Annotated in this window: 21 protein-coding genes; 18 read left to right on the top strand and 3 right to left on the bottom strand. The window is 52.9% G+C overall.

The features are described 5' to 3' along the window. The first annotated feature begins 354 nt into the window (after nt 1-354). From AB9L16_RS00300 to AB9L16_RS00275, 6 genes are all read left to right on the top strand, one after another. Nucleotides 355-2,256 carry an LPD7 domain-containing protein gene (locus AB9L16_RS00300; protein ID WP_375122212.1) on the top strand — a complete coding sequence of 634 codons (1,902 nt, stop codon included), beginning with the start codon at nt 355-357 and terminating at the stop codon, nt 2,254-2,256. 63 nt (nt 2,257-2,319) lie between these two features. Beyond that, nucleotides 2,320-2,763: a hypothetical protein gene (locus AB9L16_RS00295; RefSeq protein WP_375122183.1), complete on the top strand. Its 444-nt coding sequence runs from the start codon at nt 2,320-2,322 to the stop codon at nt 2,761-2,763. 106 nt (nt 2,764-2,869) lie between these two features. Next, nucleotides 2,870-3,091: a ribbon-helix-helix domain-containing protein gene (locus AB9L16_RS00290; RefSeq protein ID WP_375122182.1), complete on the top strand. Its 222-nt coding sequence runs from the start codon at nt 2,870-2,872 to the stop codon at nt 3,089-3,091. Nucleotides 3,092-3,313: 222 nt separating this feature from the next. After that, nucleotides 3,314-4,585 (top strand): replication initiation protein, encoded by a 1,272-nt coding sequence (locus AB9L16_RS00285; protein WP_375122181.1) that lies wholly within the window; start codon nt 3,314-3,316, stop codon nt 4,583-4,585. A gap of 181 nt (nt 4,586-4,766) precedes the next feature. Beyond that, nucleotides 4,767-4,946 carry a hypothetical protein gene (locus AB9L16_RS00280; RefSeq protein WP_375122180.1) on the top strand — a complete coding sequence of 60 codons (180 nt, stop codon included), beginning with the start codon at nt 4,767-4,769 and terminating at the stop codon, nt 4,944-4,946. 33 nt (nt 4,947-4,979) lie between these two features. Continuing rightward, the gene (locus AB9L16_RS00275) at nt 4,980-5,333 is read left to right on the top strand and encodes a hypothetical protein (RefSeq protein ID WP_375122179.1); all 354 of its coding nucleotides are present in this window, start codon (nt 4,980-4,982) and stop codon (nt 5,331-5,333) included. 1,653 nt (nt 5,334-6,986) lie between these two features. Here the strand turns inward: AB9L16_RS00275 and AB9L16_RS00270 are convergent. After that, nucleotides 6,987-7,586 carry a recombinase family protein gene (locus tag AB9L16_RS00270; RefSeq protein WP_375122178.1) on the bottom strand — a complete coding sequence of 200 codons (600 nt, stop codon included), beginning with the start codon at nt 7,584-7,586 and terminating at the stop codon, nt 6,987-6,989. 255 nt (nt 7,587-7,841) lie between these two features. Here AB9L16_RS00270 and AB9L16_RS00265 point away from each other — a divergent pair, with 255 nt between their 5' ends. The 8 genes from AB9L16_RS00265 to AB9L16_RS00230 all read left to right on the top strand — a co-directional run bounded on the left by AB9L16_RS00265 (nt 7,842) and on the right by AB9L16_RS00230 (nt 12,366). Further along, nucleotides 7,842-8,129 (top strand): hypothetical protein, encoded by a 288-nt coding sequence (locus AB9L16_RS00265; protein ID WP_375122177.1) that lies wholly within the window; start codon nt 7,842-7,844, stop codon nt 8,127-8,129. Nucleotides 8,130-8,182: 53 nt separating this feature from the next. After that, nucleotides 8,183-8,593 (top strand): hypothetical protein, encoded by a 411-nt coding sequence (locus AB9L16_RS00260; protein WP_375122176.1) that lies wholly within the window; start codon nt 8,183-8,185, stop codon nt 8,591-8,593. Between the two features lie 89 nt (nt 8,594-8,682). After that, nucleotides 8,683-8,964, top strand: coding sequence for a hypothetical protein (locus tag AB9L16_RS00255; protein WP_375122175.1), 282 nt, complete (start codon nt 8,683-8,685; stop codon nt 8,962-8,964). Nucleotides 8,965-9,144: 180 nt separating this feature from the next. Further along, nucleotides 9,145-10,248: an acyltransferase family protein gene (locus AB9L16_RS00250; protein ID WP_375122174.1), complete on the top strand. Its 1,104-nt coding sequence runs from the start codon at nt 9,145-9,147 to the stop codon at nt 10,246-10,248. 120 nt (nt 10,249-10,368) lie between these two features. After that, nucleotides 10,369-10,548 carry a type II toxin-antitoxin system HicA family toxin gene (locus AB9L16_RS00245; protein WP_003229979.1) on the top strand — a complete coding sequence of 60 codons (180 nt, stop codon included), beginning with the start codon at nt 10,369-10,371 and terminating at the stop codon, nt 10,546-10,548. Between the two features lie 52 nt (nt 10,549-10,600). Beyond that, a complete protein-coding gene (locus AB9L16_RS00240) occupies nt 10,601-11,026 on the top strand; it encodes a type II toxin-antitoxin system HicB family antitoxin (RefSeq protein WP_375122173.1) in 426 nt (141 codons plus the stop codon). A gap of 315 nt (nt 11,027-11,341) precedes the next feature. Continuing rightward, on the top strand, nt 11,342-12,025 hold the full coding sequence (locus AB9L16_RS00235; RefSeq protein WP_375122172.1) for an AAA family ATPase: 684 nt from the start codon (nt 11,342-11,344) through the stop codon (nt 12,023-12,025). A 2-nt stretch (nt 12,026-12,027) separates the two neighbouring features. After that, nucleotides 12,028-12,366, top strand: a complete 339-nt coding sequence (locus tag AB9L16_RS00230; protein ID WP_375122171.1) for a stability/partitioning determinant — start codon at nt 12,028-12,030, stop codon at nt 12,364-12,366. Nucleotides 12,367-12,410: 44 nt separating this feature from the next. On the opposite strand, the gene AB9L16_RS00225 is transcribed toward AB9L16_RS00230, so the two are convergent. After that, the gene (locus tag AB9L16_RS00225; protein ID WP_375122170.1) at nt 12,411-13,694 is read right to left on the bottom strand and encodes a Y-family DNA polymerase; all 1,284 of its coding nucleotides are present in this window, start codon (nt 13,692-13,694) and stop codon (nt 12,411-12,413) included. Then, a complete protein-coding gene (locus AB9L16_RS00220) occupies nt 13,684-14,112 on the bottom strand; it encodes a LexA family protein (RefSeq protein WP_375122169.1) in 429 nt (142 codons plus the stop codon). The genes AB9L16_RS00225 and AB9L16_RS00220 overlap by 11 nt, the downstream gene beginning before the upstream one ends. 158 nt (nt 14,113-14,270) lie before the next feature. Here AB9L16_RS00220 and AB9L16_RS00215 point away from each other — a divergent pair, with 158 nt between their 5' ends. From AB9L16_RS00215 to AB9L16_RS00200, 4 genes are all read left to right on the top strand, one after another. Further along, nucleotides 14,271-14,906, top strand: a complete 636-nt coding sequence (locus tag AB9L16_RS00215; protein WP_375122168.1) for an SOS response-associated peptidase — start codon at nt 14,271-14,273, stop codon at nt 14,904-14,906. A gap of 856 nt (nt 14,907-15,762) precedes the next feature. Further along, nucleotides 15,763-16,233, top strand: a complete 471-nt coding sequence (locus AB9L16_RS00210; protein WP_375122167.1) for a hypothetical protein — start codon at nt 15,763-15,765, stop codon at nt 16,231-16,233. An 86-nt stretch (nt 16,234-16,319) separates the two neighbouring features. Then, complete coding sequence (locus tag AB9L16_RS00205) at nt 16,320-16,559, top strand: hypothetical protein (protein WP_375122166.1); 240 nt, start codon at nt 16,320-16,322, stop codon at nt 16,557-16,559. An 87-nt stretch (nt 16,560-16,646) separates the two neighbouring features. After that, a complete protein-coding gene (locus AB9L16_RS00200) occupies nt 16,647-17,009 on the top strand; it encodes a hypothetical protein (RefSeq protein ID WP_375122165.1) in 363 nt (120 codons plus the stop codon). Nucleotides 17,010-17,100: the final 91 nt, after the last annotated feature.

Raw genomic sequence — 17,100 nt, 5'->3', positions numbered from 1 at the left:
GATGACGAGCTCGTCATCCAGATCGATGCGGGTTTGTTGCCTGTGAAGCATCGACCTGAAGCTAAACCCACCACGGCTAAGCGGCGTAAGCCCAGGGCACTTCGAGCGAGAAAAGGGAAAGACCAGGTTCTACCGCCGCATGCTCGGAACCCGCACAAAGTCGCCTCGGTTGCCGATATTGAGTCCCGAGGTCGAAGGCTTTTTGAACCGTTGAAGAAGTCTGTTGGGGCTGAGTTGCTTTTCAAGTTGGCAACTCGAAAGCAGATTGTTTTAAACCGAAGTGCATCAACAGTAGCGGCTTACTTCAGCCGGCAAGTTGTACAGAACACCTTATTGCCGGCGCAACGCCGTGCTATGCAAAGAGTTGACCGACGTTTCTTCGAAATAAGGCGATCGGTGTTTTCCGATGACCGTTTAACCCGGCTAGATAAAAAGCAACTGGTTTCAATCCTGACGTTTGAAAGATTGAAAGCGCGTGAGGCAATTAAAACCCCTGATTTACACCATGAGGCTACTTATATGGGAAGTGCAGAAATTCGCGGTCTTGTTAAAGAAACAACGGAAGAAGAAAAAAATCCGTCGTACTCGATCAGCGGCCCTGGTGCAGCTGGGCCGACGCCGGTACGCAGTCGCGTCAAAGGAATTCTTCGACGGATTGCGCTGCAGGTTGACCCGAAGCTCACCAAGGAGCGCGAGGCAGAACTGAGCGCGAAGGATATCTACACCCGCAAAGCGAAGTTCAGCCAGAACGTGCATTACATCGACAAGAACACGGATCGCACGCTGTTTGTCGATACCGGTACGTCTATTGCGTTGCGCCGTACAGGGATCACTGAAGCCGGCGTGTCTGTTGCGCTCGGGCTTGCCCGGGAACGCTTTGGCAGCACGTTGACGATCAACGGCACCGCCGAATTTAAGCGCCTGGTTATCGAAGCCGCTGCCAAGGGCAAAATGGACGTTCACTTCACTGACAAGGCCATGAACGACAGCCTGAAGGCCCGCCGTGCAGAGCTGGATATCGAAAGCGAAGGTCAAGTGATCGAGAAACCCGGGGCTGAAGCTGCACCTGCAGCAGCGGCCACGCCTGCAGCGCCTGAAACACCGGCGCCGGCGGCACAGGGTGCATCGAACGTCATTCTTCCGGACGACAACGCGCCGAGCTTCATCATCGATCGCGAGACTGAGTATCGGAAAAGCTGGGGTAACGGGGAGCTGTCGGAGGATGACATTCGTTCCTCGCCATCGATGATGGAACTCCGGGGCATCGATCACGCTACTTGGCTCGTTGCCGCGAACGATTTCAGCCCCGCCGCCGAGAAGCTCATGACGTCTTTCATGGAAGATCCGTTCTACCGTGAGGCGTTCAAATCGACCATGGAAGAGATCTACGAAACTGTAGAAGCATCTCCCGAAGCAGTGACGGCATTGGATCCGGCAATGTCCTTTGCCGCCAAGATGGTCAATCAGATCGAGCGGAATTTGAGAAAGACTGCAGATCTGCCACTTCATCAAGTTGGCGACACCCCTGCATCGAGGGCCAACGCCGAGGCCCAACAAGCACGCTATCTCGCGGACGGCAAAGGTATCACCGGCGAGATCGAACTGGCGTACGCCCTGGGCGTGACTGCCGCCGACATAGCGGCACAGTTGGGCGACAAGCTGACCGGTATTGCTGCCGGCGATCGAGCCGGCTTCCTGGAGCGCGTAGCGGACACACTCGGTATTCCGTCTCGTGCACCTGATGCGGACAAAACAGTGTTCGCAGCCTGGCAGCAACAACACGTTGCGCGGGTTTCTGCTGCACCTTCGGCTCAACCGGCTGCTGAATTGAAAACTGCGCGTGCGGCGGTGGCGTCTGCCGATCGCAAATTGATTCGTGGAGTCTTGCTGGAACACGGCCCGGCGCACTACCAGAACAAGCCTGGTAATGACACCAGCTACTTCGTCAAGCTCAAAACCGATGCCGGCGAGCGGACTTTGTGGGGCGTAGGCCTACAGGACGTGATGGAGAGCGATCAGTTCAATATCGGCGAGGCGATGACACTGCGTGACCTCGGGACTCGCCCTGTGACCGTTGAACAGGTCGACGAAAACGGGAACGTCCAGAAGATCACTGCGAACCGCCGGCAGTGGCATGGCGAGTCCGAGACAGCGGCACAGGACATCAACAGTCCGGCACCTGCCGGCGTTGTAGTGCCAACCACCGACACCTCTACTCCGGAGCCGGAAGAAGAACACGGCCCCGAAATGAATTAACCAGGTGCTGCCCTCCTCCCCCTCCGTGGGGAGGAGATTTCGCGAAGCGAACCGGAGAAAAACATGAGATCAGAGGACAAGATCGTTCAGCAGCGGCTGATCGATATGGGCTACAGCGCTCAGCAGGTTGAATGCCGAGGGAGCATGCTCGGGGTACTTGAGCAGCTTTTGGCTGATCCACCTGCAGGCCAGAAAAGCAGCATCGAAGATCTGGTCGATTCACTACGTGATCTTCTGAGCCTGGCTGACCGACTCGATAGCCGCGATCGCCTTTCTTTAGCCAGACAGGTGCACAAGACCATCAAAGGGTGCCCGGAGCCAGGTTGCGGCCGGAAGCCTGACGTCGATAGGCATTCCGACAGCGACGGCCACCCGCTGATTGTGTGCATGGCGCATGAGGATGGCGCGATTGTGCGTGAAGGCTCGACACTGATCGAGGCGATCGCCAACTGGAACAGTGACGATTGGTCTGGCTCCACTTCCCTACGTGGCACCTTCCCTCTTTAAGTTCTTGAGCTGCCAAGGTTTACCCTCTTGGGCCTGCTTGACGTACTACCGTAGAACTTCTAATCTCCGCAGGGTGTGTATTACCGTATTACTTTGGTATCCGCCTATGACCGCCGAACACAAAACCGCTGTCGTCAGCTTCAAGCTCGATGAGCAAGCCAAAAGACGATTTGATGCCGCCATGCGTTTGGAAGGTACTACGGTGTCCGAGACCATCCGTAAAGCGGTGATGAATTATCTGAAGGAAGTGGATGAAGGAGTGAAACACCCGCAGTTCCGATTAGATCTGCAGGGCGAAAATTCCGAAGGCAAGTCCGAGCAGCACTGAGCTGCCATCACAGAGAGTCCAATCGTGTAAAAAGCTGAATCGCAGAAACCAAAAAGCCCGGCTGGTAACCGGGCTTTTTGGAAAATCAGAACAGGTCTTTCTCTTTCGACGGTGAAAACCTGCTCTACACATCAATTGGTGAGCCGATTATGGCGCGCACTGCGGCTTCGTGCAAGTCGCAGAATGTCAACGTAATCAGCTTTCCGCCGTAAGGCGTTGAAAATGGAATTGACTTCAAAAGCTATAGGCTCGTCCGGTCAGGACGGTAGAGAACGCCGAAATAGCACGTCTGTAGACAGTTTGTACTCACCTTCCGGGAGATTTTTCGAGGACAACACCGCCCTAAGCCGCGTGTTGCAAGAAGCTCCCTACCTCGCCCGTTGCAGTGACGACAAAACCGCTACGCGGATCCGTCCTCGCGAATACGCCATCCGCTACCCCTACATGCAGATCAACCGCCCGGGAATGGTGTCATGGTTGATCTTTGACCTCGATCACACCAACTCGCTGATCTGGAATGACGAGGATCTGCCGGCACCGAACCTGGTTGTTCGCAATCGGGCAAACGGCCATTCCCACCTCTACTACGCGATCCCTTCTGTTTGCACTACAGAGAATGCGCGGGCCAAGCCGATCCAGTACATGAAGGCCGTTTACGCGGCCTTCGCGGCTCGCCTGAATGCGGACAAGGAATACAACAGCGGCCCTGTGGCAAAAACACCTGGTCATCCGTGGTGGTCGACCACCGAACTACACAACCACGTCTACGAACTCGGCGAACTTGCGGATTACGTTGATCTTGCAGTCTCTCCCTGGGGGAAAGGCCCGCAGATCGATGACCTGGGCCACTCTCGGCATTGCATCCTATTCGAACAGCTGCGGTTCTTCGCCTACAGCATTGTCAACCGTGAACGCGAGCGCGGGACATTCACGGCATTCACTCGCTCCCTAGAAGCCTTCGCACACAACAACAACAACTTCCAAAAGCACGGATTCTCCGAAAATCTGCCGCTGTCCTCGCTCAAGGCCACGGTGAAATCTGTTGCACGGTGGACATGGGATCGATACAGCGGTGACAGCCGGTGCCATCGAGGCGCGATGCAGCTGGACAAGGATCTGCCATTGGTGGAACGGCAGAGCCTAGCGGCCAGACGTACGCACGAGATCCGACACAAGGCGACTGAATCTAAAATCCGTGCGGCATGCCGGCAACTGCAGGCACGTGGCGAGAAACTTCGGCAAGCGGCGATCGCCACGATCGCTGGAGTCACACGTCAAACCGTAGCGACCTACGCGCACGTGCTTAAAGAAGCTGCGCGGCCTGCAGTTGTGGCGGTTCTTAACGCCCCCCAAGCGCCCGATCGAGCGCCAATCGCCGGCGCGATCGGCCCCCGTCCGGAGGCGTCCGCCGGCGCCGCTGACGATGTTAATAATGGTGTACATCAGGTATCTGCGGCACCGCGGGGTCTTGGGGAAGATGAAAACTCTTCATAGTGTCCGGGGAGTGGTAGTTCCACCGCCCTCCTCCACACCACCGCAGCACCTGTAAAACCAGCGTTAAAGCTCGAATGACATTCAAATGTGCTGGGGAATGGGACTGCGTGGCACTCAGATTTCAATGTGCGGCACGTTGTTGATCCTTTAGTGACTTGCAACGACCCGAGGAGATGGCTTCATGACCGATTCGAACGATGAACCCCGCTACCCATTGCACCTGACTGCACAGCAACTGGCCGACATCATGATGTTGCTGGATGCTGCATCGGCCAATGAAGCGGATCCGGAAGCGCCAATATTCGAGCTGTTGAACCTGGTGCGAGCAGTTCGTCGCCAAGCAGCGACCGCTAACCGGTAGAATCAGCTCTTTAATTCATCTAAAGGAATGCCCATGCGTTGTGATATCCAGTTGCTCGACAGTGAAGACAAGCCTTGGTTCGTCGGTGAGCGAGACCTGCCGAGCGAATATATGCTGAAGCTAGCGGCCGATCGCTTGCCAATGCTCAGAGAAAAAGGAGCGGAATTCGCCCAGGGCGCGATTCCTGTTTTTGGTGCAGAGCTGGTTAAGGTCGTTAAGGCTGGTTCAAGTGAAGACGACATCGACAAGGCAGTGATTCAGCTGGTATTGGCTGCTGTCACCGTGGAGAGCTTTTTGGGAGTGGACGACGCTGTTCTATTGAAGCGCAATTTCAGCTTTGCCGTTTACGAGAACGGTGCCGTCAAAATCGACCACACGGATAGCTAGTACAATCCCAAAGTAATTAGGGAAAAATGGTATGGGCCACAGCCTTCGCCCAGGCGAACCAACACCGCCGATTTTCGAACCCAAGGCGCAGCTTCTTTTTTACCTGATTGATTGTCGAAGTTACCCGCTGACGTTGGTTGCGGGTGACCATTGGTTGACGTATGACGGCTCTGTTTGGACGGTCAATGCGGATGAGCCGGCGACTGAGGAGGAAGTGGCGGCTTTGTTGGTTGAGGCTGGCGGTGTCACTACATGGTGGGGAGCATAGGATACGGCGAGGTTTCTCAAAAAAGAGTTGCCACGCGTGTCAACTTTTGTGAAGATGATCCCAGTCAGATGATCCCGTGAGATTTGGCAAAACGGCTACTAACCGTGATGCTAGGAAAAAACCGCCCTACTAAGGCGGTTTTTTTTCGCCCTGAGAAAAGTATTTCGTCCGTTTGTGAATGTAGCTGGAGATGGCGCTTGGGATGGCACTTAGCCCGTCGTCCGGGTAATATCCCCTGCGGTTCGATGTGAAAAGTAAGGTGGGTGGGGTGCCCCCGTTAAAAAGTTTCAACGAAACCCAAGGGACGCGGGCCTAGTAATCCGCGCGGATTCAATCCCGAGGATTTATCAACCCCGCCTACGTCTCACTGGGATCATCTGACCGAGTTCTCGACGGCGCCTGTGTTCCGGAAAAGCGCTGGTAAAGACAAAGGCCCGTATCGAGAGGGGCTTGGAAATGAAAAATTTCCTAAAGAATCTTTCTATTCAGGTGCTCGCAAAGCTCCTGGTAGAAGCGATTCGCGATAGTTGGAACGGCTAACACCTGACTGACGAAGGGAACCCGCTGCGGCTTAGCCAAAGCGGGTTTTTTTCTTGCCGAATGCACGGCGCAGGCTACGCCTAAACCGTAACCGGCGAACACCGCGTGAGCCAAATCTCGGGCAAAAAAAACCGCCTTGGACGGGCGGTTTTTTTTTGCCAGCCCATTGGACGTGGGGTTAGGCAGGTACGCTGAAAACGTTGACATAGTGATCATAAATTACGTATTCGCCTTTGCGCAATAGAACACGCAACAGTTCATCGAGGCTCACGGTCGATCATTCGGTGTTCGTGTACATCACCAAAGTCTAACGAACCACATTGTTTTCTTCGCGAAGTTTCTTGTTGTGAACGCGAAACCCAAGAGGGCTGGCCTTTCAAGGCAATTCTGCAATGACTGTGCCAATTTCATAGAACGTTATCCGATCGTCCTGTCAAGGGCTTTCCATAGATCTGAAAATAAAATCCAAATAATCGCAAAAGTGCTTTTTTCTGGCATACGTTTTGGGGTATTACGTTAAGCCAAGGGCGAGTTTTGCCCCGGTCTCTGCCTCCACGTCTGGACAACGTGCCGGAATGGCATGAGTCGATAAACACCTGGCACGCTGAAAACGTTGACACGGTATTCAGCAACCTGCTGCTCTGTCCGGTAAGGCAGTGGGGTCAGGCTTCTATTGGAGAAGCCGCATATGCGACTGATCAAATGGATACGCCGCTTATGGCAGGGTGTTTTTGCCCTGCTTCGAGTGGTTCAGGCTTATCGCGCCTTCAACTGGTTGCGCGATCACCTCGACCACCTGTAACTGATTCAAGCCCCGCTTCGCCGGGGCTTTTTTTGCCTGTCGTTTATGTGGGCACAGCACATTCGCTTTCAGCCTTCTGACGTTCGCGGATGATTGTCTGCCGTGAGGTTGCGTAATCACGGGCAATTTTCGCGACAGGGGTACCCGCAGCCAGCAGCTCGCGAACTTCACTTTTCTGTTTCTCAGAAAGTGCTTCCCTCCTCCCCAGCTTCGTTCCTTTCGCAACTGTCCGAGCTAACCCAGCTTTCGTTCGTTCGATCATCTGATCACGTTCGAACTCGGCGAAGGCTGCAATCACCCCCATAGTCAGCTTGCCGGTGGAACTGTTCAGATCCATTCCGCCCAGGGCGAGGCAGTAAACCCTTACGCCCTCTTTTGCCAAGCGTTCGACAGTGGAACGGATATCCATCGCGTTCCGGCCCAGTCGATCTAGTTTTGTGACGATCAGGATGTCGTCTTGCTCGAGGCGATCGATCAGCTTGGAAAACCCTGGACGAGCCGCTGCAGCAACACCACCGCTGATTTGTTCGACGACGATTCGGCGTGGCTGAACAGCGAAGCCGGCGGCCTCGATCTCCAGCAGTTGGTTATCGGTCGTCTGTTCGTCTTTGCTTACCCGGGCGTACACGAAGGTGCGCGACATGTATTTCGTCCTTTAGCTGTCCGTAATGGGTGTGGTCGGATCGTACACTGTCCTTTATTCACAAAGGCCCACTTTCGGACAGGTGTTTTCCGGGTGTCGGTTAAGGATCGATTTCGGACAGAAACAAAAAGGCTCTTTGAGCCTATTTAGTGCTTTCTTATTAGGCTCTTTGAGCCTATAATCGGTTCTGTTGGTGGCACGCAGAGAGCCACTCGACTTCTGAGGGGGCTAGTCGTGCCACTCACGGAGAACGAGATGAGACTTTCAGATGTGGCGACCATTCAGGTGAACTTTCCGGAAGCACATTTCTGGATTGTTCGCAGGGGCTCAGCGGAGCGATGTGGCGAGCCTGGACGTGTGTTCAATCCAGAACATATTGGGATCCGGGTAGACCGTACCGACATTCTCCTACCGGACTACCTTTACTACGCGCTCAAGCATCTACATCAGCAAGGGCAGTGGAAAATGTTGGCAGCCGGAACTCTGAGTTTGGTCAACATCCGTGTTTCAGACGTTCGACGTATCGAGCTGTCACCACGGTGAGAGTGGGGGCTGCGAAGCCCCCAGTTCTTAACCTCAATCAGGGACTGCAGAAAATGTTAATCGGACTACCCGACATAGCAACACAGCAAGCAATGGTGTTTGAGGAAGCGACGAAGGAGGCTATTGAGCAGCTTAATAAAAACTTGAATGCGCCCAGGTTAACGACGCCGTTGGAGGTCGATGAAAGTTTGTTTCCCCGCACGCACTTGTTGCGTGATCGCGAGGGATGGGAGCCGCCGGACCCGAAGCTGATTAGAGCCTATTTCCGGCAATTCCAATCGACTTTCAAAGAGTACAACACCGACGAGAAGCTGGCAGATCTGTTAGGGCTTTCGACAAATCGGCGCGTACGCGCATTCAAAGACGGCAGCAAGAAAGTGCCTTATGGCGTATGGAGGCAGTTCTTAGTGATGACTGGCCGGGTGCCACAGGATGTCATTCCTGTGTTGGCCTTTATGGTCTGAGAGCAGGATGCCAAGGGGCGGTTGCAGCCACCCCCGGGCGTTGAACACAAAAAACCGGAAGGAAAGTTATGTCCAGGATTGATCATAGCATGACGCGCTCGTTACCCATTCGTGAGCTATCGAATCCGATTTATTTGCCGGCACTGCAGGAGTTCGCAGGTGAAGTTGCACCTTTTTGCGTTGCTGAGGCTTTGTTCAAGCGTTTCGGCGATGAAAATCTCACCGAGCGACAACGCTTCGAGCAGATCCAGATCGACATCGTTATGCGGCGCACGAAGTGCGATCGCAAGACCGCGGCCTATTATTTGGAAACTGAGGATTGGAATGAGGTTGATGCCATTTCGTTCCTGAGGGATCAGAAGTTCGTATAATCCATCCGCCCGGTCAATCGGGCGAGTGGTGCGGATGGACTGCACTGGTAGGACGCCTTACCGAACCGGCAGGGTGACAGATCCAGATCGAGCTGGTGAGGCGTCCTACCAGTGCAGCTCGTCAGACATAATTACAAAGCGGCTTGCCGCCCTACTCTGCTGTCCCTTTGGACTTTCTTCATGACCGATAATAAAAAGCGCTTCGAATATATAGATAGCATGCGAGCCATAGCTGCCCTGCTAGTCGTGTGGCTTCACACCTCTGAAGAATTTGTGAAGTTTGCTAAACCCTCTTTACAAGATGGGATGTACGACATTGCTCATTTATTTGATTTTGGTCGGATAGGTGTAGTCGTCTTCTTCGTGATTAGCGGCTTTGTCATTCCTTCAAGTTTGACAGGTAGCCAGCTTGAAGGCGTGAGAACGTTTTTAATTAAGCGTTTTTTTCGAATGTATCCTTTGTATTGGTTATCCATCCCATTCGGACTGTTCACGTCGTGGTACATCTGGGACAAAGATATTTCAGTGCCTGCCATTTTTTGGAACTTCACGATGGTACAGGAAGCAGCAGGTTATCCGAGTATTCAGGGGCTTTACTGGACACTTCAAACCGAGCTGGTTTTCTACGGCCTTTGTGTGCTGCTGTTCATTGCGGGAGTCCTTCGGTCTGTATGGGTCTTAGCTGCTTTAGCTGCCTTGTTCACCATTGCCCATCTTGGCCCGCCGATTTTAGCGGTGGTCGGGATAACCGTCCCTTCTATCCGAAATCCAGCGCTTGGCACGATGTGTCTCAACCTTGGCGTCATGTTTTGGGGCGCCTTATTCCGCTCTTGGAGCGACAACAAAGCTTTACCCTTCGTTGTGAAACTTGCCTTGGTGGGCTTCGTCGTTGCCTGGTGTTGTCTGGCTTTATATGCCGTCAAGATGTACTCGGTTAATCCTGCATACTGGGAATTGTGCGTGCCTTACGCGATGGGGGTACTTCTGTTTGGAGTTCTTGCAATCAGTAAAAAGGTTACGTTCCCCCTCCTCGTCTGGCTCGGAACTATTAGCTACTCAATCTACTTATTCCACCCAGTTGTTCTATATTCGGTTTCTAGATTGGTTCAGGTATCAGAGTTTGAATGGATTAAAGGCTGGACTACTGGCGCTTATATGCTATTGACGCTCCTGTTGACTGTCGTTGTATCGGCGATCACTTACCGATACGTGGAACTGCCGGCAATGCGATTTGGCTCTGCTGTCTCAAATCGACAAACATTGACAGCTCGGGTTACTCAATAAAGCAATCCGGACATTACAAAGCCCGCTTTCGAGCGGGTTTTTTTTGACCAAATAAAACATTTATGTTGTATTAACACATAAATGTAGTAGAATGGCTTATCCAAACAACGAGGCGAGGTGATGAAGTTCAGCGAGTTCAGACGGTGGTTGAAGGCCCAAGGGGTAACCTTCGAAGCAGGCAAAGGAAGCCACTTCAAAGTCATCGCCCCCAACGGCAACAGGAGCACCTTCGCGGATCACGGCAGTAAGGAAATGCCAGAACCGACCCGTAAGGCGATCATAAAGCAACTGGGACTCTAAGGAGTCCCTTCGCCGCATCTGAAAACTGAGCAATCACCTCCCAGGAGTGACCATGTACGACTATGCCATTCGATTCGAGCAAGACAGCGCACCAGGTGTTGCCGTGTTCTGCCGTGATCTTCCCGAGCTGAATAGCTATGGGGATGATCTCAATCACGCCGCTAGCGAAGCCCTAGACGCGATCGAGACTACGTTATCGATCTATGTTGACCAGCGCCGTGCAATTCCTCCGGCGTCTGCTCCACAAGCCGGGGAACACGTTGTCCACTTGCCTGTAGTTGTCGTTGCGAAGATCGCGCTGTGGAACAGCATGATTGAACGGAATATGCGGAAAGCTGACCTTTGCCGTCTTTTGGGTGTGCATCAAGCCCAGGGCGATCGCTTGGTTGATTTTCTGCATACCTCGAAAATCGAACAACTCGAAGCCGCATTGTCCGCTCTCGGCAAGCGACTCTTCGTGTCTGTAGAAGCCGCGTAACCCTTAAATCCCACTGGCTTGCCCTTCTTACCTGCATTACTCCGTCCGGCTACCTATTAGATATCTATTAGGTAGCTGAAGGCATCTGCGATGCCTGCCATGCGGTAACTTTAAGATATCCTTGGATATCCCATCGTTATCTCGAAGATATCTGTTTGATACTATTTTGGTGCCCTTGGCAAAAAGATATCTCCGGGATACCTTCTGAGATATCTAGTAGATATCTGTTGCGTATCTTATAGATACGCCTAAAATGGGTACCTAACGGATATCTCTGGATATCCTTGGGATATCCTTTAGATAACGGAGCAAGGCATGCCAACTACCGCATTTGTTAGCCCGAAAGGTGGGGTGGGGAAAACCACGTCCGCCTTAACCTTGGCGACACAGCTAGCAGCCAAAGGCGCTGGGGTTACGATCATCGATGCAGATCCCAATTATCCGATCAAGAAATGGGCAGCAGGCGGTCACTGTCCTCCGAATCTCAGAGTTCTATCAGACGTGACTGAGAACAACATCGCCGCAAAGATTCGAGAAGCCGCGTCCATCGATCCATTTGTAATTGTCGATCTAGAAGGCACTGCCGCAAAGATCGTAGTTCTCGCCCTGCAAGAGGCTGATTACGTAATCGTACCTATGCAGGGATCTTTACTGGATGCTGAGCAGGCGGGGAGGGCGGTTGCACTGATTCACGACCAAGAACTCGCTGTGCGTCGTCATTTGCCGGAATACAAGCTGCCGTTCTCGATCCTGCTTACACGCACTCCACCGGCTTACCAGACTCGCAACATGGCAAGCCTCCGCCAAAGCCTTGAAGCGAAGAACATCCCCGTCTTCGAAACTGTGATGACTGAGCGTGAAGCATTTCGCTCGATGTTCTTTTTTCAGAAGCCTTTGGAAGCATTGAATGCTTCCGAGGCTCCAGGTATCGATAAAGCGATTGCCAACGCTAGCGCATTTGCCGCTGAGCTGATCTCGAAGCTTTCTGCTGGAGAATAATGATGAGTAATGATGAAAGGGTCGACCCTTTTGCCAGTCTGAGCCAGTTCAAACCAAAAACAGCGAACACTCAACCTGTGGCAGACGCTGCGGATATCGAAAAGATATCCAAAGATAACGGATTTCCATCGCGTGAAGCACAGCCCGTTTCGGTTCCATCTGGAAAACGTGCACGGCACAAAAGTGCTGAACCGCGTGTTCAGTTGAACATCAAAGTGACACAGGCATGCCATGAGCGTTTTTATGATATGGCAGAGGAGCGTAATGTGCGGCTGGGCGACCTGCTATCCGCTGCGCTGGATGCTCTTGTTATCGTGGAAAAATCGCAGGCGGGAATGTAACCCCCTCTCCAGTTACGCTTCACAGCGTAACTGGAGAGGCCGTCCTACTGGCACTGAACGCGCCAAAGTTGATTCCAATTAGTCAGATAGCTTGGGCTCAACAAAGCCCGACGCATTCCCCAGTCCGGTGCCAGTGGAACGGCGGCCGATCGCAAGCAATCATGTCCCCATCGCCGATTAACGCGATCCATGACTGCCATGAGTGTGTCGGAGCGCTCTGGCTGGCTCGGCGTAAAAAGATCTTGCGTGTATTCTCCGCGCTTGCGTAGATCCATCAGGAGCACTTCAGCTTTGCTGTAAGCGAAGCCTGGTCGAAAAATCTCTTCGAGTGCACGCAGCGCGTATTTTGTCAGTCGACGAACATCGTCAGTTGGATAGTCAGGAATGCATGTTGTTGAATTGGCATATTTCGGGCCGTCACCATGGAACGATGTCTGTATGCCGATTCGGAGTGCGCCGCAAAGCGATCGCTGTTTACGCAATTTCTCGGATGCGCGATGTAAGTAAGTGGCCAATGCTTGGCGCAATTCCTCGATGCTGTGCACACGTTGCCCGAACATTCTGCTCGAGCAAATCGACTGTTTTGCCGGTGCTGCTTGCTCTAAATCCATGCAAGACTCGCCTTGCAGCTCCCGGATCGTGCGCTCCAGGACGATGCTGTACTTCCTGCCCATCGCTCGCGCATCCGCTTGGGAAAGCTGCCACGCTGTCCTAATGCCGTCGCTGGCAAGGTTGTCTCGCATTCTCCCACCGATACCCCATACGTCCTCGACCGGCATGCGTTGAAGCAACCATTCCACTGCATCATGTCGACGAAGATCTACAACCCCTCCCGTTCGCTCTCGCCAGACTTTTGATGCGTGCTGTGCTGCTTTCGCAAGTGTTTTCGTGTGGCCGATACCCACGCCTACAGGTAGCGCCGTCCATTGCAACACGCGGGCCTGTATCGCCCGACCAACATCACCAAGCGGCTCCGGTAGCCCGTCCAATCGGCAAAAACATTCATCGATCGAATACTGTTCTTGTGCGTAAGTCAGCGAGGCAATCGCCATTGTCATGCGGTGACTCAATTCCCCGTAAAGCGTGTAGTTACTGCTGAAGACGGCGACGTTGTTTTGTTCCAGGAAATCGCGAATTTTGAAATACGGCTCCCCCATCTTGATGCCTAGGGCTTTCGCTTCGCTGGTTCGTGCCACAACTGCACCGTCACTGTTTGAAAGCACGACAACGGGTCGCTGCCGCAGCTCTGGGCGAAAAATGCGTTCACAGCTGCAGTAAAAGCTGTTGGCATCTACCAACGCGAAGACAGGCCGAGTCTCAGAGTGCATGGGGATTAAGACACCAGGTAACCACGCCGAATACTTCAACCGCGCCGTATTCATCGGGGGTGATCGGCGGATAGAGGGGGTTAGCAGACTCCAACAACCAACCGCTGGGGGATCTCGCCAGTCGCTTAATCAGAGGCTGATTGTCCACGTAAGCCAAGACTATATGGCCGCTGCAGGGGGTTATGGCTCGATCGACTACCAACCTGCTTCCATCGTAAATACCCACATCACGCATGCTGTCCCCCTCGACTTGAACAATCCAGACGTGCGGCGCACGAATGTTCAATAAGTCATCGAATGAAATAGGCGGTTCCCAGTAGTCGGCTGCTGGACTGGGAAAACCACCTGCCGCGGATCCTGCCAGTACCTGCAAAGATTGATCGGAAGCGCGAAGTGGGGAGATGGACAAGACGTTCATGGTGCACCGCTATTATACTGTTGATATATACAGTAAACGAGTGCGGGGCACGCGCCTAGGTCTTGGCAGACCAAAGGCTTCACATCTCGAAGACGAGCCGGTTGAACTCTCGAAGCGTCGAGTGCCCAAAATAGGCACAGGCATACAGGATGATCGTTATGTGCAGTCATTACGAAGCGCCCCCGCCGGCATCGGTGGTGGAGACATTTGGAACGAAACTGTATGAGCAAGGAAAGCTGGATTTGTGGCCAGGCTATGCCGGCCCATTCATTCGCCGAGTTGAGTTGCATGATGAAAAACCGACTTCGGCCAGCGAGGTAGTTCTAGGATCTTTTGGGCTGATTCCGTTCTGGAGCAAAGACACAAAAATTGCCCGACGAACCTACAACGCTAGATCTGAAACAGTCGCTGAAAAGCCGTCATTCAGGAACGCATGGAGTCGTGGTCAGCATTGCATCATTCCCGCTGCAGCGATCTACGAGCCTGATTGGCGGACGGGAAGGGCGATCGCCACCCGGATTACTCGAGCAGATGACGAAATAATGGGGATTGCGGGGTTGTGGGATGAATGGCGTGAACCCGGTACGGGAGCAACCATGCACAGCTTCACAATGCTCACGGTGAACGCTGACAACCATTCTTTTATGCGCAATTATCACAAGCCGCATGATGAAAAGCGCATGGTGGTGATACTGCCCGCTGGCCTATATGGTGATTGGTTAAAGGCCGCGCCTGGTGAAAGTGCAGAATTCATGCGCTCATATCCTGCAGATCGTTTGAAGGTATCTATGTAATCTTCTAACTCACTGAATCACGCATTTTCTGCATAGAATTGCAGGAAAAAAAAAGCCGCCTTAGAAGGGCGGCTTTTTCATGGCAGGCCGGTTAGGAGCCGGACTGACCTACTCACAGGGAGCATTGACGTGCAGACAGAGTACAAGCTGGTACAAGGAGGCGCAATAAATTAACGTTTTTACCGTTCTTCAGCCGCTAAAAGGTCTATTTTTGTCTGTTTTTTGTACAAAAAAATACGCTGCGAAAAATAAGAAAAAAAATCTTTTCCTCCTGCAAGCCTTATAGCGCCTAGCTTCCAACCATTTTACCCCCCTGCAGTAACGCTTAATGAGCCGTTGTGCCGCACCATGACGAAAAAAACTTCGTTACTATGCAACCAGTACGGCGCGGCACATTTGGCCCCAACCAAACCCGCGTGCGACTGCTTTCTGACACGGCCCTAGGAAGCCGTGCGGATGACTCAGAAGGGTTCATCAGCTTAGCCGCCTCATAGGGAGCATTGACGTGATCCCGAAGGTACACGAAACCGATAAGTGTGCTGGAGGCCGGCCCAACTACGGGAGGGCCGAACATGCGTAAGTATTTGAAACACGCGTGGGACGTTTTGCTGGTTTGTATGCGTGTGCAACACGCTGCCGAACTGCTGCAAGACAAGCTTGACGACCTGCTTTAAGGTCTAGAAACGAACCGCCTTGGTTACGATCAAGGCGGTTTTTTTTCGCCTCGATTTTGGGTGCGCTGCTGCAGATATCCCCAGGTGATAGATTTTCAGCCTCTCTGACCTTGGATATTGGCGCTGTGCCACCATATTGGTAAGGAGGCTCCCGTCGGGATTGCCCATGTAGAGAATAAAAAATGCCAAAAATTCAGTTAGGTGATCAAGAAGTCGACATTGACGTTGGCCCGGACGGTGCTGAATTGACCGTGGGGGAGAGCAAAGTAAAGGTTGACGCCCAAGGCAGTCTTATCGGCGCCGATGTGTTCGGTACCCAAATGGAGAAAGTAGAGGGTGGGATGCTTATCACCCGCCCGAATGGAACAAAGTTTCTCATGGGAGACGATGGCGGGTACACGTTGATGACCCCGCCTAAGGCCGTGGGCATCAGCGACATTTCCAAGGTTGCTAGCTACACAATTGACACAGACGGCAACGGCCTCGGATCGATTCATCGCATCACTTTCGGGGACGGCGGGTACGCAAATATTTCTTTTACGGGCGCAGGCGAATTCGCCGGCCTTTCAGGTCATCACCTGAAGCAGACGTTCACTGAAGAGAACGAGCTGTTCATTGGCCAATTCGTGGAAAAAACCGAAACAATTCAGTGATACTTCTGAGCTATACCATCGGCCCTTAATTGGGCCTTTGGCATTACTAGGACGTAATTTCGCGCCTATTTATCAAGGATTTACCAATGACTGACAAGCAGATCACCGTCCCGACTGAAAGCATCGCTCACCTGCTCAAAATGATTGAGAGCCGCATTCTTGAAATCGGCAAGACGTATTACGCGAATGGTCAGAGCTATCAGGATGATCTTGAAATCACTGCCCTCCGCGCTATGGCTCAGCAGTTGGGCTTCGATTTCGAAGTTTCGTCGAATGGGTCTGAAGGTTTTTCTGTTACCCGTCATCCCTACACGCCTGCTGAATAACCTGTGCAGTAGCCGAAGCCGCCAGATCTCCTGCAAGGGATGAGTTGGCGGCAATCACCGAAATGAGCTGTTTACGGATCAAGAACCATGGCGTCTGAAAATACTGTCGACCGAAAACAATTTGAGGCGTTTTCAGAGGATCGCCGTTTTGGTGCCCTTCGCGGGTACAGGCAAAATCTTGGTGAGGAAATGCGGACGCTTCGCTCCAGGGTATTCGCTTTTAGGGATGCTGAACGGACGCTGACGGTTGCGAGTGCGCAAGAGCTGCGTGAGCTGGTGTTGCGTATGTTGCAGTTGCAACATGCAATGAGCGGCATTTGCGAAGCCATTCCATCAGAATACAGCGCTGTAAAGGAGCGGATCTTGGCGGACTTCGCGACAGACGAACCCGTTGCCTACCTGCAAAAAATGAATGAGTGGCTTCGGGTGATCGAAAGTCTGAAAGCTTGAACAAGCACGACCTACCGCAGTCGTGCAGCAGTAGGGTGGGGACGCACAGGCGGGCGCCTAGCTGGGTACTCCAACGGGCGACAAAGGCAAA

The sequence above is a fragment of the Pseudomonas sp. LW8 genome, from assembly GCF_041956865.1.
GTDB classification, from domain to species: Bacteria; Pseudomonadota; Gammaproteobacteria; order Pseudomonadales; family Pseudomonadaceae; genus Aquipseudomonas; species Aquipseudomonas siliginis.
This window is presented reverse-complemented; position numbering and strand designations above follow the sequence as displayed.

Bases quoted from the DNA above. Each gene is read 5' to 3' on its own strand.
- AB9L16_RS00300 (WP_375122212.1), top strand. From the start codon at position 355: ATGCAAAGAGTTGACCGACGTTTCTTCGAAATAAGGCGATCGGTGTTT.
- AB9L16_RS00295 (WP_375122183.1), top strand. From the start codon at position 2,320: ATGAGATCAGAGGACAAGATCGTTCAGCAGCGGCTGATCGATATGGGC.
- AB9L16_RS00290 (WP_375122182.1), top strand. From the start codon at position 2,870: ATGACCGCCGAACACAAAACCGCTGTCGTCAGCTTCAAGCTCGATGAG.
- AB9L16_RS00285 (WP_375122181.1), top strand. From the start codon at position 3,314: ATGGAATTGACTTCAAAAGCTATAGGCTCGTCCGGTCAGGACGGTAGA.
- AB9L16_RS00280 (WP_375122180.1), top strand. From the start codon at position 4,767: ATGACCGATTCGAACGATGAACCCCGCTACCCATTGCACCTGACTGCA.
- AB9L16_RS00275 (WP_375122179.1), top strand. From the start codon at position 4,980: ATGCGTTGTGATATCCAGTTGCTCGACAGTGAAGACAAGCCTTGGTTC.
- AB9L16_RS00270 (WP_375122178.1), bottom strand. From the start codon at position 7,586: ATGTCGCGCACCTTCGTGTACGCCCGGGTAAGCAAAGACGAACAGACG.
- AB9L16_RS00265 (WP_375122177.1), top strand. From the start codon at position 7,842: ATGAGACTTTCAGATGTGGCGACCATTCAGGTGAACTTTCCGGAAGCA.
- AB9L16_RS00260 (WP_375122176.1), top strand. From the start codon at position 8,183: ATGTTAATCGGACTACCCGACATAGCAACACAGCAAGCAATGGTGTTT.
- AB9L16_RS00255 (WP_375122175.1), top strand. From the start codon at position 8,683: ATGACGCGCTCGTTACCCATTCGTGAGCTATCGAATCCGATTTATTTG.
- AB9L16_RS00250 (WP_375122174.1), top strand. From the start codon at position 9,145: ATGACCGATAATAAAAAGCGCTTCGAATATATAGATAGCATGCGAGCC.
- AB9L16_RS00245 (WP_003229979.1), top strand. From the start codon at position 10,369: ATGAAGTTCAGCGAGTTCAGACGGTGGTTGAAGGCCCAAGGGGTAACC.
- AB9L16_RS00240 (WP_375122173.1), top strand. From the start codon at position 10,601: ATGTACGACTATGCCATTCGATTCGAGCAAGACAGCGCACCAGGTGTT.
- AB9L16_RS00235 (WP_375122172.1), top strand. From the start codon at position 11,342: ATGCCAACTACCGCATTTGTTAGCCCGAAAGGTGGGGTGGGGAAAACC.
- AB9L16_RS00230 (WP_375122171.1), top strand. From the start codon at position 12,028: ATGAGTAATGATGAAAGGGTCGACCCTTTTGCCAGTCTGAGCCAGTTC.
- AB9L16_RS00225 (WP_375122170.1), bottom strand. From the start codon at position 13,694: ATGCACTCTGAGACTCGGCCTGTCTTCGCGTTGGTAGATGCCAACAGC.
- AB9L16_RS00220 (WP_375122169.1), bottom strand. From the start codon at position 14,112: ATGAACGTCTTGTCCATCTCCCCACTTCGCGCTTCCGATCAATCTTTG.
- AB9L16_RS00215 (WP_375122168.1), top strand. From the start codon at position 14,271: ATGTGCAGTCATTACGAAGCGCCCCCGCCGGCATCGGTGGTGGAGACA.
- AB9L16_RS00210 (WP_375122167.1), top strand. From the start codon at position 15,763: ATGCCAAAAATTCAGTTAGGTGATCAAGAAGTCGACATTGACGTTGGC.
- AB9L16_RS00205 (WP_375122166.1), top strand. From the start codon at position 16,320: ATGACTGACAAGCAGATCACCGTCCCGACTGAAAGCATCGCTCACCTG.
- AB9L16_RS00200 (WP_375122165.1), top strand. From the start codon at position 16,647: ATGGCGTCTGAAAATACTGTCGACCGAAAACAATTTGAGGCGTTTTCA.